This window comes from Novosphingobium sp. (assembly GCF_049240505.1).
Taxonomy (GTDB): Bacteria; Pseudomonadota; Alphaproteobacteria; order Sphingomonadales; family Sphingomonadaceae; genus Novosphingobium.
In genome coordinates, this window is the sequence record NZ_JBMLSM010000192.1 from 1 (window position 1) to 13,820 (window position 13,820).

General features: G+C 62.0%; 18 protein-coding genes. 10 read left to right on the plus strand and 8 right to left on the minus strand.

Features of this window, described 5'->3' with window-relative positions; translation table 11 throughout:
- Positions 1-48: 48 nt before the first annotated feature.
- A complete protein-coding gene (locus ACOVQ0_RS15445) occupies positions 49-522 on the plus strand; it encodes a hypothetical protein (protein ID WP_421886338.1) in 474 nt (157 codons plus the stop codon).
- 281 nt (positions 523-803) lie between these two features.
- Entirely contained in the window at positions 804-1,823 is a 1,020-nt protein-coding gene (locus tag ACOVQ0_RS15450) for a DUF4349 domain-containing protein (RefSeq protein WP_421886340.1), read from the plus strand.
- Here ACOVQ0_RS15450 and ACOVQ0_RS15455 read toward each other — a convergent pair.
- Complete coding sequence (locus ACOVQ0_RS15455) at positions 1,820-2,338, minus strand: sterol desaturase family protein (protein ID WP_421886343.1); 519 nt, start codon at positions 2,336-2,338, stop codon at positions 1,820-1,822. The two genes, ACOVQ0_RS15450 and ACOVQ0_RS15455, sit on opposite strands and share 4 nt — an antisense overlap.
- Before the next feature lie 155 nt (positions 2,339-2,493).
- Between ACOVQ0_RS15455 and ACOVQ0_RS15460 the strand changes: the two genes are divergently transcribed.
- From ACOVQ0_RS15460 to ACOVQ0_RS15495, 8 genes are all read left to right on the plus strand, one after another.
- Positions 2,494-2,889 carry a hypothetical protein gene (locus ACOVQ0_RS15460; protein ID WP_421886346.1) on the plus strand — a complete coding sequence of 132 codons (396 nt, stop codon included), beginning with the start codon at positions 2,494-2,496 and terminating at the stop codon, positions 2,887-2,889.
- Positions 2,890-2,999: 110 nt separating this feature from the next.
- Positions 3,000-4,439 (plus strand): 3-isopropylmalate dehydratase large subunit, encoded by a 1,440-nt coding sequence (gene leuC, locus ACOVQ0_RS15465; protein ID WP_421886349.1) that lies wholly within the window; start codon positions 3,000-3,002, stop codon positions 4,437-4,439.
- Position 4,440: 1 nt separating this feature from the next.
- Positions 4,441-4,971 carry a hypothetical protein gene (locus ACOVQ0_RS15470; RefSeq protein WP_206066114.1) on the plus strand — a complete coding sequence of 177 codons (531 nt, stop codon included), beginning with the start codon at positions 4,441-4,443 and terminating at the stop codon, positions 4,969-4,971.
- Positions 4,972-5,182: 211 nt separating this feature from the next.
- A complete protein-coding gene (locus tag ACOVQ0_RS15475) occupies positions 5,183-6,265 on the plus strand; it encodes a zinc ribbon domain-containing protein (RefSeq protein WP_421886352.1) in 1,083 nt (360 codons plus the stop codon).
- 113 nt (positions 6,266-6,378) lie between these two features.
- Positions 6,379-6,873 (plus strand): DNA-deoxyinosine glycosylase, encoded by a 495-nt coding sequence (locus ACOVQ0_RS15480; RefSeq protein WP_421886354.1) that lies wholly within the window; start codon positions 6,379-6,381, stop codon positions 6,871-6,873.
- Between the two features lie 60 nt (positions 6,874-6,933).
- Entirely contained in the window at positions 6,934-7,095 is a 162-nt protein-coding gene (locus ACOVQ0_RS15485; protein ID WP_206066139.1) for an LPXTG cell wall anchor domain-containing protein, read from the plus strand.
- A gap of 93 nt (positions 7,096-7,188) precedes the next feature.
- Positions 7,189-7,797, plus strand: a complete 609-nt coding sequence (leuD, locus tag ACOVQ0_RS15490) for a 3-isopropylmalate dehydratase small subunit (protein ID WP_421886357.1) — start codon at positions 7,189-7,191, stop codon at positions 7,795-7,797.
- A 93-nt stretch (positions 7,798-7,890) separates the two neighbouring features.
- A complete protein-coding gene (locus tag ACOVQ0_RS15495; protein WP_421886360.1) occupies positions 7,891-8,892 on the plus strand; it encodes an NADPH:quinone oxidoreductase family protein in 1,002 nt (333 codons plus the stop codon).
- A 35-nt stretch (positions 8,893-8,927) separates the two neighbouring features.
- Here ACOVQ0_RS15495 and ACOVQ0_RS15500 read toward each other — a convergent pair whose 3' ends face one another.
- The 7 genes from ACOVQ0_RS15500 to lpdA form a co-directional block, all read right to left on the minus strand.
- Complete coding sequence (locus ACOVQ0_RS15500) at positions 8,928-9,575, minus strand: trimeric intracellular cation channel family protein (protein WP_421886363.1); 648 nt, start codon at positions 9,573-9,575, stop codon at positions 8,928-8,930.
- 33 nt (positions 9,576-9,608) lie between these two features.
- Positions 9,609-10,049 carry a hypothetical protein gene (locus ACOVQ0_RS15505; RefSeq protein ID WP_421886365.1) on the minus strand — a complete coding sequence of 147 codons (441 nt, stop codon included), beginning with the start codon at positions 10,047-10,049 and terminating at the stop codon, positions 9,609-9,611.
- A gap of 41 nt (positions 10,050-10,090) precedes the next feature.
- The gene (locus ACOVQ0_RS15510; RefSeq protein ID WP_421886367.1) at positions 10,091-11,185 is read right to left on the minus strand and encodes a serine hydrolase domain-containing protein; all 1,095 of its coding nucleotides are present in this window, start codon (positions 11,183-11,185) and stop codon (positions 10,091-10,093) included.
- A gap of 8 nt (positions 11,186-11,193) precedes the next feature.
- Positions 11,194-11,391 (minus strand): hypothetical protein, encoded by a 198-nt coding sequence (locus tag ACOVQ0_RS15515; RefSeq protein ID WP_421886370.1) that lies wholly within the window; start codon positions 11,389-11,391, stop codon positions 11,194-11,196.
- A 74-nt stretch (positions 11,392-11,465) separates the two neighbouring features.
- Positions 11,466-12,161 carry a spermidine synthase gene (locus ACOVQ0_RS15520; RefSeq protein ID WP_421886377.1) on the minus strand — a complete coding sequence of 232 codons (696 nt, stop codon included), beginning with the start codon at positions 12,159-12,161 and terminating at the stop codon, positions 11,466-11,468.
- 63 nt (positions 12,162-12,224) lie between these two features.
- Complete coding sequence (locus tag ACOVQ0_RS15525; protein ID WP_421886373.1) at positions 12,225-12,560, minus strand: DUF6481 family protein; 336 nt, start codon at positions 12,558-12,560, stop codon at positions 12,225-12,227.
- A gap of 144 nt (positions 12,561-12,704) precedes the next feature.
- On the minus strand, positions 12,705-13,820 hold a 1,116-nt coding region (gene lpdA, locus ACOVQ0_RS15530), incomplete at its 5' end, for a dihydrolipoyl dehydrogenase (RefSeq protein ID WP_421886375.1).

The following is a 13,820-nucleotide window of genomic DNA, read 5'->3' on the forward strand; positions in this document are numbered from 1 at the left end:
CACCTCGTAACACTGGGTGTCGCCTTAGCTCGTAAAACTGGGTGTCCATTGACAAACGGCGCCACGATTGCCACCTGCTGGTATCTTGTCGATGGAGAGCGCGTTGAGTGCGAGGGCGTGACCAAAGATCACGGGCGGATTTCGCGCGTTGCCACCGCGCCACGACCGATCCAGTTTCTGGGCACGCATCCGCTGACGGGGGACAGCGTCATTGCAGCCGCGCGGGGCACGGACGAACCCGGCGTAGAGCGTCCGGTGATGATCGCGGCAAATTCGCTGGCCCATCTTGGGGACGAAGGGCTGGACGTGCAACTGCTGCAACCGCTGGTGGCCTTTGTGGCCGAGGAGTGCATCGAGGTGGCGGCAGGCCGGTTCGACGCCCGCCGCTACACCATCCGATGGAGCGAGACGATGCCGCACAAAACCGATTTCTGGGTCACCGCTGACGATTGCCTGCCGCTGCTGTCGCTGGTGCCCGCGCTTGGCGAGCGGTATGAACTGGCGGAGTTTGAACGGTTCTGACGGGGAGAAATCACGCCACCGCCCCCCGCAAAACCGCAGTCCCACGCATCATGGACATGATCGGATACATGCGCTCGCTTCGGAACGGCGCTGCGCACAATCAGGATATCTTGATGTTCGAAGCGCTACGCTTCCGCAAGCTGGGGAAGGGGTGCTGAACGAGATCAGTTTGGCTTGATTTACACGATTGCTTTCAGCGTTGCTTACGGGTTTAAACAGATAAAGGGGATGGGGCGACAATGCGGCGGTCCTCATTGCAATATCTGCGACAAGGGCCAACAATGGACAAACGTATCTCTACTCTGTTCGTTTTGGCACTGCTGACCGCTTGTAGTCAAAAGCCCGCTGAGTCTGCCGCAGAAGAAGTGATTGCGCAGATCGAACCATCGCAAGATGATGGAGATGCGCCTCAGAACAAATTCGGTTTTCAGGAAGCATTGCAACCGGGAACACCAGACTTGTTCGGCGGAGAGGCACATCAAGCACGAATGATGGCAGTAAACCTGAGCGAAGAAAAGCCAGCAGAAGCGTCGGTAAACGTTCAGCCAGCGTCCACCGCTTCCGAACCCCAGATCGCTTATTCATATGGCTTTGGATTTCAAATCAGTGGCGAGAAGGTTGCGCAATTGCAGCGGGCTCATACCGCAATTTGTGAGCGGATGGCGCCGAAATGCCGTGTGATGCGGACTTCGCAAGCCAGCAGCGATGAAATTGATGCATACGGTGAAGTCGAACTTCACGTTGCTGCGACCGAGGCAGGGGCGTTTGAGAAGGCACTATCAAAGCCTGCCACGGAACTTGGCGGGGAATTGGTATCGTCCATTCGTGACGGAGAAGACCTTTCGGACAGTATCATCGATACCGAAGCGCGGCTTCAATCACGCCTTGTGTTGCGCGACAAGCTGACCGAAATTTTGAAGAACAATCGGGGCGGGGTTGAGGAGTTGATTGCGGCTGAAAAGGCCATTGCTGACGTGAATGAGGAAGTCGATGAAGCGCGTTCCAAATTGCAGCAATATCGTGGCCGAATCCGCTACAGTGCCGTCAAAATTGAGTATCAGCCTTACTTTGGTGACTCTCAGCTTGGGTTCGGGCGGCCAATCCTGACGGCGCTACGGTCAACTAAGACAACAATTGGCGTTTCCATTGCAGCTATCGTCTATGCAGTCGCGGCTTTGCTTCCTGTTGTGCTGCTCATCCTTGCGTTGCGCTGGATGTTGCATCGTTTCGGTATGCGTCTCCGTTTCTGGAAAAAACGATCGAAAGACGAAGAAACTGCGCAAATCTCTGAAGCAGACTAACCTTCCACCGCCTCCCGCAACACCGCGATCCCCCGCTCCCGCTGCTCTCGCAACTCGCGCTTCAGCACCGCCGGATCGCGCGCGATGATGAAGCCGAAGCTTACCCCGCCTTCCTTGCCGATTGTCGCGTGGTGCAGCTTGTGGGCCTGCACCAGTCGCTTGGCGTAGCCGCGTTTGGGTACCCAGCGGAACCAGCGTTGGTGGACGAGGCCATCGTGGACCAGCGTGTAGATCGCGCCGTATGCCATCACGCCAAGGCCGATGAAGGTGGCGGGCCACCATGCGTCCGCACCCATGATCAGCGGGCTGCCGATGATGAAGAAGCTGATGGAGATCGCCGCGCCGACCAACGCATAGAGGTCGTTCTTTTCGAAGAAGCCATCGTGCGGTTCGTGGTGATCGCGGTGCCAGCCCCAGCCGAAGCCGTGCATCACGTATTTGTGGCTCGACCATGCCACAAATTCCATGACCAGCACGGTGCCTGCGATGATGAGGATGGCAACAAGCGTCTGCATGGGCGCTCCATACACCGCGCAAATCGGCTCCGCGACACATTCTTACACTTTGCCCGAAAGGCGCGACGGGTTGTTTTTCTGGCGTTCAGGCGGGCGGCGGCAATTTGGCTTCACAGACAACGCCAATTCACTGGCAGGAAATGAGGAGCAATCCAATGCGCAAGACCATTATCGCCGCCGCTCTTTCGACCATGCTCGCCGCCGGCTTCGCAGGCACGGCATCGGCCCACGTCGGCAACCGCGACAATGATCGCTATCCCGGCGGCAACCGAGCCGAGGCATCGTATCTGACGCCGGCACGCAACGCCGATATTCGCCGCGACATCTATTCGCTCGACGCCCGGATTGACCGCGCCCGCGCCAACCGCGTGATTTCTCATCAGGAAGCGCTGGGCCTGCGCCGCGACGTTCGCGACATTCAGCAGACCTACACGCGCTATGCCAACCGTGGTCTGACCGTGACCGAGCATCGCACGCTGGAGCGCCGCGTTGCCGCTGTCAACTCGCGCCTCCATTCGGAAAAGCGTGACCGCGATGGCCGTCGCTATTGATCCGACTGGCAGATAATGACGGCCATGCGTAACAAAATTACGCTGGCAACACCTCAGGCCCGCCCTTTCCTGCTTGAATTGCGGGGAGGGCGGGCCTAACCGCGTGAGCCATGTCGAACACCGCAGCACCTCGCACGCTCTACCAGAAGATCTGGGACGCCCACGTTGTCGAACAGCGCGATGATGGCACGTGCCTCATCTATATCGACCGGCATCTGGTTCATGAAGTGACCAGCCCGCAGGCGTTCGAGGCGCTGCGCGCCGCCGGTCGCAAGGTGCGCCGCCCCGATCTGACGCTGGCCGTGCCCGATCACAACCTGCCTACCACCGCACGCCGCACCGCCGATGGCGCGCGTGTGCCGATCGCCGATCCTGAGTCGGCGCAGCAACTCGAAGCGCTGGAGCGCAATGCGCCCGCGTTCGGCATCCGCTATATCGGTGATGCCGATGCGGAGCAGGGCATCGTTCATGTTGTCGGGCCAGAGCAGGGCTTTTCGCTGCCGGGTGCAACCATCGTGTGCGGCGACAGCCACACCGCCTGTCACGGCGGGCTGGGCGCGCTGGCCTTCGGCATCGGCACCAGCGAGGTGGAACACGTTCTCGCCACGCAGACGCTGCTGTTGAAGCAGTCGAAGAGCATGGAAGTGCGCGTCGAAGGCACGCTGCTGCCGGGCGTGACGGCCAAGGATGTGGTTCTGCACATCACCGGCGTGCTGGGCGCGGCGGGAGGCACCGGATCGGTCATCGAATATACCGGGCAGGTGATCCGCGATCTTTCGATCGAGGGCCGTCTGACCATCTCGAACATGGCGATCGAACATGGCGCGCGGGCTGGGCTGTGCGCGCCGGATGAAAAGACCTTCGCTTACCTTCAGGGCCGCCCTTATGCGCCCAAGGGTGCGGATTGGGACAAGGCCGTGGCATGGTGGACCAGCCTCGTCACCGATCCGGGCGCGTCTTACGACAAGGTTGTGGTGATCGATGCCAAGGACATTGCGCCTTCGGTTACCTGGGGCACCAGCCCGGAAGACGTTCTGCCGATCAGTGGCCTCGTTCCCGCGCCGGAATCGTTCGCCGATCCTTCGAAGCAGGAAGCCGCCAAGGCCAGCCTCGCCTACATGGGCCTCACACCGGGACAGCGCATGGAAGACGTGGAGGTGCAGAACATCTTCATCGGTTCGTGCACCAACAGCCGCATCGAAGACATGCGCGCTGCCGCTGCTGTGCTGATGGGCCGCAAAAAAGCCGACAACGTGAAGTGGGCCATCGTCGTTCCCGGTTCAGGCCTTGTGAAGAAGATGGCCGAGGACGAAGGGCTGGACAAGATCTTCACCGAGGCCGGTTTCGAATGGCGCGAGCCGGGCTGTTCGGCGTGCCTTGGCATGAACCCGGACAAGGTTCCTTCGGGCGAACGCTGCGCTTCCACTTCGAACCGCAACTTCGTCGGTCGCCAAGGGCCGGGTGCGCGCACGCATCTGGTCAGCCCGGCGATGGCGGCAGCAGCAGCGGTGACCGGGCGGTTGACCGACGTGCGCAAGCTGATCGGATAAGATGGCGGGTCTGCCCACCGCTGCGCTCCAGTTGGCGGGGTTTCTGATGGCCCATGCCTTCTGGTCAGCGTCGGACCTGCCGCCGGGCGGAACCTATCAGCCGCAATCGCTGTGTATGCGCGGCGATGGTAGCCGCCAGTTGCAGAGCTTCGATGGTGCAACGCCCAAGGAGCAGGACGACAAGGCGCGGGCCTTCATCACGGGCGGCGCCGCCCAATGGCCTGATTGCGCCATAGCGCGGCAGGTGAAAGTCGGCACGCCTGCGGGCGATGTCGATGCTCTGGTGATCGATGTCGTGCAGAACGGCGGCAATGTGCTGACCGTGGTGCAGGCCTTCCGCCCCGCTGCGCAGGGCTTCCGTCTGCTGGGCGATGAACTGGTGATGGGTGATGGCGGCCCACTGCCGCCACTTCCCGCCGCGCAAGCCGCCGCCGCCATGCGCGAAGGGGCGATCGATCATCCCGGCCTTGGCGAGAAGTGGCAGGAATGGGAAGCCGGGCGCGACCGGGTAAGCCCGCTGGTGCAGCGGTAAGAAGTAAAAGCAAACCAAATCAAATCAAATCAAATCAAATCAAATCTTAAACCCGCTCATGCTGAGCCTGTCGAAGCATCTCGCACCACAGTTGCGTCAGCACCCTTCGACAAGCTCAGGGTGAGCGGGGCTGGGGGGCAGGGCGAGCTGTGTCTGATTTACAACTCAGTGGCGAACGCATAGCCTCGCCTGCAAAGAGGAGGGATCAGCAATGGACGTAATCAAGGGCGTGCGTGTGCCGGAGCGGCTCTATCGCGGCGTGCTGTGGCTGGTTTCCATCGTCTTTGCCGGGTTCGTTATCGGCCTTGGCAATCTGGTGATCGGCGATCTGCCGATGGTGGAAAGTCAGGTCTACACCGCCGCACCCGAGGATACGCCCGAAGTTCGCACGATCCGCGAGCAGGTGCGCAAGATCGAAGTGCAGCGCACCGCCATCGATGACAAGCTGGGCATTCAGCGGCTGCAACTGGAACAGGCGCAGCGTTTGTCGGGCAATGCCGAAGAGACGTTCCGAGCGTGGATCGCTGCCCGCACCGCCACAACCAATCCGCAACAAGACCCTGAAGTCATCAGCCGCACGCGCGAACTGGAGCAATTGAAGGGCAACGAGCGCGCGATCCAGCAGGCCATTGCTGAACTGGAGAACCAGCGCGCCCCGCTAGACCAGCGGGAAAATGCGCTGCGCACGCAGGAAAACAAGCTGATCGATGCCGCGATCCCCGCGCAGGAACGCGCGATGTTCTGGCAGGAGCTGCGCGTTTTCGGTCTGCGCTTGGCTATCACCCTGCCCATGCTGGCCGTGGCCGCATGGATGGTGATGAAGAAGCGCAAGAGCGATCACTGGCCGCTGATGCGTGGCTTCGTGCTGGCGGCGGTCTTCGTGTTCTTTGTGGAACTGGTGCCCTATCTGCCCAGCTATGGCGGCTACATCCGCTATATCGTGGGCATCGCGCTCACGTTTGCGGCGGGGCATTTCCTCGTCAAGAACATGCGGGCCTATCTGGCTCAGCGGCAGGAGGCCGAGGCACAGGCCGAGCAGGACCGCCGCGCGCGTGTGAGCCATGACGAGGCGTTCAAGAAGATGTCCGCCAAGGTCTGTCCCGGTTGTGACAGGCCGATTTCCACGACCGGCGATGCCGAAGCAAACTTTTGCGTCCACTGCGGCATGACGCTGTTTGATCATTGCCACGCCTGCAGCACGCGCAAGATGGCATTTTTCCGCTTCTGCATGACTTGCGGCACGCCCGCCAAGGATGAAGGCGCGAAGGTTGACGCAAAACCAGCGCCGGCGTGATTCTCCTTCACTCGTCATTGCGAGCGTAGCGAAGCAATCCAGAGTTGCTGTGCCGCACTGGGTTGCTTCACGGCGTTGCCGCTCGCAATGACGAACGGTTCGGAGGATTGAATATGGAGCGCAAGTCCTCATTCGCGCCCTTGGTGGACTGGGGCACGCGCGTCCTGATTCTTGGCAGTCTGCCTGGTGAGGCAAGCCTTGCCGCCGCGCAATACTACGCCCACCCCCGCAACCAGTTCTGGCGACTGGTCGGCGCAGCGATTGGGGTGGAACTGGTGACGATGGACTACGAAGCCCGGCTTGCCGTCCTGCGCGATCATCATATCGGCCTGTGGGACTCGATCGGGTCCGCCACCCGTCCCGGCAGCCTCGATACCGCGATCCGGGACGTTGAGGTCAACCCGCTTGCCAGCCTGGTGGCTACGCTTCCCGCCTTGTGCTGCGTTGCCTTCAACGGTGCAAAATCGGCCAGCATCGGTGCGCGGCAATTGGCCGGGGCAGGGGGCTTTGCGTTGCTGCGCCTTCCATCCAGTAGTCCCGCACACGCAGCGTTGAGCTTTGACGATAAACTGGCGCAATGGACGAACCTGCGGAAATTCCTGCGCTGATCCTTGCATTTGTGTGACACGCGGCCAATCTTGGCCCTGCAATTCAAGGAGTTTCCAAGCGTGACCAAGAAGACGGACTGGACTGGCAAGGCAGCAATGGCGGGCGCGGCAATCGGCTCGGCAGCGCTGGCTGCGGCCCTGCTCTATGCCTCGCGCCGCAAGGAACGCGCCGAGAAGACCGAGCCGAAGGTGCCGCCTGCCGAAACTCCCGAAACGGATTGATGCCGGGTTCATTGCAGTTCCCGACAGGCGGGAATCGCGAAACAATGTTGCGCAGGCCATTGCATCGGTATTCGTGCAAGCTATAGCGCGTGCATGGAACCGGTGAAGCAGATCGAAGGACGGGCGATCCCGTTCGGCCGCAAGAACGTCGATACCGACGTGATCATTCCTGCCAAGTGGCTCAAGACCATCACGCGCCAGGGTTTGGGCCGTGGTGCGTTCGAAGCCCTGCGCGAAGATCCGAACAACATTTTCGACAGCGCCGAATTTTCCGGTTCGCCGATCCTTATCGCGGGTGACAACTTCGGCTGCGGTTCCAGCCGCGAACACGCAGCATGGGCACTGGGCGATCTCGGCATCAAGGCCGTCATCGCGCCATCGTTCTCGGATATCTTTTCGGGCAATGCTTTCAAGAACGGCATCCTAACCGTGGTTCTGCCGCAGGAAGCGATCGACCGGCTGATGGAAGTGGCACAGACCGATCCGGTCTCCATCGATCTCGAAGCGCAGAGCGTGACCACGCCGTTTCAGGATCGCTTCCAGTTTGAAATCGATCCGTTCCGCAAGCACTGCCTGACCAATGGCCTTGATGAAGTGGGCCTGACGATGGCGCGGGGCGATGCCATTTCGGCGCACGAGGCAAAGATGCGCGATGGCCTGTCGTTCCTTGCCAAGGGTACGGATGCCGTAGCGGCGGCTTAATCGTTCACTTAAAGGGGCTTCCCAAGCCTCTGAAAACTTGCTTCCCTGTCGCTCAAGCGGACCGATTCCGCACTGGCTTTGGGAGACAGGTGAATGAAAGCTCTGCGCACGCACGCGGCAGGTGGACCGGAAACGCTGGTCATGGACGACCTGCCTGATCCGGTGCCGGGCAGAGGCGAAGTCGTCGTGCGCGTTCACGCATGTTCGATCAATTTCCCCGACACGCTGATGATCCGCGATCTCTATCAGTTCAAGCCGGAGCGGCCCTACGCCCCCGGCAGCGAACTGGCCGGAACGATCGAGACACTGGGCGAAGGCGTCAGCGGATGGAGCGTGGGCGACCGCGTGATTGCCATGATCGGCAACGGCGGCCTTGCTGAAAAGGTGGTGGCACCGGTCGCGCGGCTCTTCCCACTGCCCGATGACGTCGATTTCGCCACCGGTGCATCACTGCTGATGACCTACGGCACCACAATCCACGGCTTGAAGGATCGCGGCCACATCAAGGCGGGTGAAACCGTTCTCGTGCTGGGCGCTGCGGGCGGCGTCGGTCTTTCGGCGGTGGAACTGGCCAAGGCTTTCGGTGCGCGCGTGGTGGCCGCGGTGTCCAGCGAGGAAAAGGCGGCTGTCGCGCGCGAGGCGGGGGCCGACGATGTGGTGATCTATGGCCGCTCGCCTTTCGACAAGGCGCAGTCCAAAGCCCTGGCCGAACAGTTCAAGGCCGCCTGCGGCCCGAACGGTGCCGATATCGTCTATGACATCGTTGGCGGCGACTATTCAGAACCCGCCCTGCGTGCCATCGCGTGGGAAGGCCGCTTCCTTGTCGTCGGCTTCCCGGCGGGTATCGCCAAGCTGCCGCTCAACCTGACACTGCTGAAGTCCTGCGACGTTTGCGGTGTGTTCTGGGGCGCATGGACAGCGCGCGAACCTGCCGCTTTCAAGGCTGAGGTCGAGGAACTGTTTGCGCTGCTGAAAGCTGGAAAAATCAATCCGCGCGTGTCGCAACGCTTCTCGCTGGATGAAGGGCGCGAGGCGATTGCCCTGCTGGAAAACCGGCAGGCAATGGGCAAGGTCGTGGTCGAAATGATCGGATAGACGAAGCTACCTGCGCCCCCGCGCAGGCGGGGGCCTCAGTCGGCCTCGCGCAGCCCGGATGTATAAACCGGCAGTCCCAGGCGCCAGTAAATCGCGGCACCGCGCAGCCCAAACCCCGCCACCGCCGCCACGGGCCACACCACCGCATTTGGCAACCCCAGCGCTGCTCCCCCTGCGCAAAGCACAGAGGATAGCGCGCCCGCCGTCACATAGAGTTCGGGCCGCATCAGGATTGACGGCCTGCCTGCCAGCACATCGCGGATGATGCCGCCCACGCAGCCGGTTATGACGCCCATTAGCACCGCTGGAACGGGCGGCACCCCGAATGCCAGCGCCTTGGCCGTGCCCAATACCGCGTAAGCACCAAGGCCCACCGCGTCAGCCCATTCGAGCACCGGCTTGTCCCACCAGCGGTGCGGGGTGAACCACGCCACCAGCGCAATACCAAGGCATACCGGTGCCACCCAGGGATCGCGCACCCAGAACACGGGCGCGCCGATCAGCAGATCGCGCACCGATCCGCCACCCACGCCCGTAACCAGCGCGAAGAACGCCATCGTCACGAAGGTCTGCCGCAGTTGCGCGGCAAGGAGCGCGCCGGAGAGCGCAAATACGGCGATGCCGGCAAGGTCGAGCAGGCCGATCAGTGGGGCGATATCGGCAGTAGGGACGGTCAGAGGCATCTGCCAAGGCTTATCGCCTTGCATCGGTTTGCGCTAGCGCGAGAGGCTGACCATCACCTGCACGGCATCGCGGTCACTGCGTGAAAGGCGGACTTCATACGTGCCGGGCTGGAGCGCAAAGCCCACGATCTTGCGAATACCGGAACAGGCCGGACCGTGCCCGTGGTTGATGGAGGTAAGAACCACACCATCCTTTGCTACGTCGATCCATGCGGGGTTGCCCAGCGCGACTTCATAAGTGCCCGGTTGAGTCACGCTGATCGCGGCGCTGCCGCTGTATTTGCCTTGACCGTCAGCCTGCAAAGCCAGTTGGGCAGGTGTGCCCAGCGTGAGCGTGGCGTCGACAGAGCGAGGCGCACCTTGCGGCCACAGCGCATCTGCTGCTGGCGGCGGGCATTCGGGCGTGGATTGGGCTTGGGCAGGCGTGGCGAGGTGGCAAAGCGTAGCCAGGGCGACAATTCGAAGAGTCTTCATGATCTATATACTGTCAGATATAGCTTAACTGTCCAGCACCTTTATCTGTCTTCCGATGCGGCCGCCCGCAGGGCTGGCAACAGGGCGCGCTGGCGGTAGAACAGTGCCATATCATTGCCGCAATGGCCCATGATCACGCCGCTTTGCCGATCAATCTGCACTTCGGCATACCAGCGTGTGTTCGATCCATTGTGCCACAGGCTGCCGCCGGGGGCAGCAAACCAGCCCAGCGCCATGTCGCTGCCGAATTTCGGCGTGTGCAGCATTTTCCAGCTTTCAGGGCGAAGCAGGGCAGTGCGGTCGCGGTGCACTCGCAGCCATGTGGCCAGATCGCCGACACTCATATGCAGGCCGCCTGCAGGAGCCATCGCAGCGGGATTGTCAGCGAATACAGGCTTCCCCTGATCATGCCCCCAAGGCTGGTCGAAACTGTCCGCTGATCCGGGTGGACCGAACCCGACGCTGGAAAGACCCAGCGGTTCAAGCACTTCGCGCCGCAGCAGTGCTTCCCACGGAAGACCGCTTGCTTCCTCCAGCATCCGCGCAGCCAGAACATAGCCAGCGTTGGAATAGATCATGCGGCTGCGCGGCTTTGCTTCAGGCTTCATTGCCAGTGCAAGCTCGGCAAAGCGGCGGCGGCTCTGGCGGGGGTCGGCCTCGCGTTGCGGCATGGCAAACAGCGCATCCAGCGGGATATCCTTGGGAAGACCCGAATGATGGCTGAGCAGATCGATCGCGGTCAATGCCCGATAGCGGCGCGGCACCTGGGGCAGGGCGCTGCCCAGCGTCGTATCCCATCCGATTGCGCCTGCTTCAACCGCGCGGGCGAACAGGGTGGCGGTAAACGATTTGGTGATCGAACCGATGTGCCACTTGTCACGCGGGGTCACTGGCTCAACGTGGCCGACAGCGCGCAACCCATCGGCAAGGAACGCTGGCGGCGCTGCGCCGGTCTGCCAGAACACGGCCATCCCCGGCGTGCCGACCGCTCGGCGGATCGAGGTGAGCGAGAGGGACGACATGGGCACGGCCAGCCATTCGTCCAGCGTCATGTCCCGCCGCTGTGCCGCGATCCGGCCGGGCAGCAAGCCGCCCGCAGCCAGAGCGCCAACAACAAGGCGGCGGGTCAGGCGCATCGGCGCGGTTATGCGTCGATCAGCGCTTCCAGCTTCGTCTTGAGCGCCTGAATGCGTTCTGCCGCTTCGGTGAAGGTCTTCACATCTTCACGGTTGTTGTTGCCGCGCGCTTCCTTGGTCGCTTCGACATAGCCTTCCATGTCGGCTTCCAGAGCGTCGATCAGGATTTCAACTTCGTCTTCGGTCAGGTTCAGCTTGATGGCCATTGTGGCACTCCTTCGATTCAAACCCTGCGGTTACCGCCGCGCGGGGCGGGGCACAAACGAAAGGTGCGCAGGTGTCAGGCTTTCGTGGCGAAGAAGATCACATGTTCCAGCGGTGACCTGCCCGGCTTCGGCGCTTCGCCCGCATCAACATTCACGACTTCTACTGCAAAGCCGGTCTTCTCCAGCAGTTCGACAAAGGTTTCATCCCTGAACGCCGACCATACGGCCAGAATGCCACCGGGGCGCAGCGCGCGCGACGCCGCTTGCAGCCCGCTTTCGGAATAGAGCCAGTCGTTCACGCGGCGTGTCAGGCCTTCGGGGCCGTTGTCCACGTCCAGCAGGATAGCGTCATAGCCGCCACACGCGGCATCGATCAGCATGGCCACATCATCGTGGACAAGCTGCACGCGCGGATCGTCGAGACATCCGGCGGTAATCTGCTGCATCGCGCCCCGCGCCCATGCGACGATTTCGGGCACGATTTCCGCCACGGTGACGCTTGCGCTACCATCCAGTTCGGCCAGAGCCGCACGCAGGGTAAAGCCAAGGCCGTAGCCGCCGATCAGCATTTGCGGCGCGGCACGGGCACCCAGACGCTCACAGGTCATCACGGCCAGCGCTACTTCCGATGCAAAGACATCGGTGCTCATCAACTCGTTGCGGTCCAGCAGAATGACGAAATCCTCGCCATTGCGCACCAGCCGCAGCCGCGCACCATTGGGCACGCGCGCAGTGTCGATCAGTTCGTCGCCATCTTCCAGCTCCCACATCGGGGGAGGAGCGGCAGGAGCGGTGTGTGCGGGTTGCCGTGCCAGCGTTGCGTCGGTCAAAACCTACTTCTTCCGCGCCTTGCGGGCGGCATAACGTGCATCGCGTAAAGCCTTGCGCTGCGCGTCGAGTTCGGCCTGGCTGGGCGGCGGGGGAACGTTTGCCTTCTCGGCGGCAATGCGCGCCTTTTCGGCCTTTTCCTCTTCGCGACGCTGCTTGATGGCCGCGCGCTTTTCGGCTTCCGCCTTTTCCTTGGCTTCGGCTTTGGCAATACGCTCTGCCAGAATTGCTGGATCGACTGGAGCCTTCGCCTTGGCTTTCAGCGCCTCGATCGCCTTGGCGCGCGCTTCGGCCGAAGCGTTGCGACGGTCGCCGAGACCGGGTTCTTTGTATCCTGCCATGATAGTCATCTGCTTTCTTAATTTAGCTTGGCCGCTAGCAGCGTCGGCCAAGGATGTCACGCCGCAACGGCCCCGTGGTTCGCGGCAAAAAAGAAAAGGGCCGCCCTCACGGACGGCCCTATTCAATCGGTCGATGCCGGGCGATCACATATGGATCGGCTTGCCCGTCACCGCCATCGCGGCTTCCTTCAGCGCTTCCGAATGGGTCGGGTGCGCGTGGCAGGTATAGGCGATGTCTTCGCTCGTCGCGCCAAATTCCATCGCCTGCGCGGCCTGCGCGATCATCGTGCCCGCCACTGACGCGATGCACCACACGCCCAGCACGCGGTCGGTCTTGGCATCGGAGATCACCTTCACGAAGCCGTCCGGTTCGTGGTTGGTCTTGGCCCGGCTGTTGGCCAACATCGGGAACTTGCCGACCTTGATGTCACCACGTTCCTTGGCGGCTTCTTCGGTCAGGCCCACGCCTGCGAATTCCGGCATGGTATAAACCACGCCGGGGATCACGTCGTGGTTCACGATGCCGGTCAGCCCGGCAATGTTTTCGGCCACCGCGATGCCTTCGTCCTCGGCCTTGTGTGCCAGCATCGGGCCGGGGATCACGTCACCAATCGCCCATACACCGTCGATCTTGGTGGCAAAGTCATGATCGGTTTCGATCTGGCCGCGCGCGTTCAGTTCCAGCCCGATCTTGTCAAGGCCGAGGCCATCGACATTCGGGCGGCGGCCAATGGCCACAAGCACGCAATCGGCTTCCAGCGTGGCAGCATCGCCGCCCTTGGCCGGTTCAACCGTCAGCGTGGCTTTTCCGCCATCCACGGTAACGCCGGTAACCTTGGTGCCGAGCTTCAGCTCCATGCCCTGCTTCTTGAAGATCTTGGCGGCTTCCTTGCGCACGTCGCCGTCCATGCCGGGCAGCAACTGGTCGAGGAATTCCACGACGGTCACCTTGGCACCCAGACGACGCCAGACCGAACCGAGTTCAAGCCCGATCACGCCGCCGCCGATCACCACCAGATGATCCGGCACCTTCTTCAGTGAAAGCGCGCCGGTGCTGTCGACGATGACGCCAGCATCGTTGTCCACGGTCACGCCGGGCAGTGGGGTGACGCTGGAACCGGTGGCGATCACTACGTTCTTGGCGGTAACCTTCTGGCCCGCAACCGTAACGGTGTGCGCGTCTTCGAACGAGGCATAGCCTTTCAGCCAGGTCACCTTGTTCTTCTTGAACAGGAATTCGATGCCGCCGGTCAGGCCCTT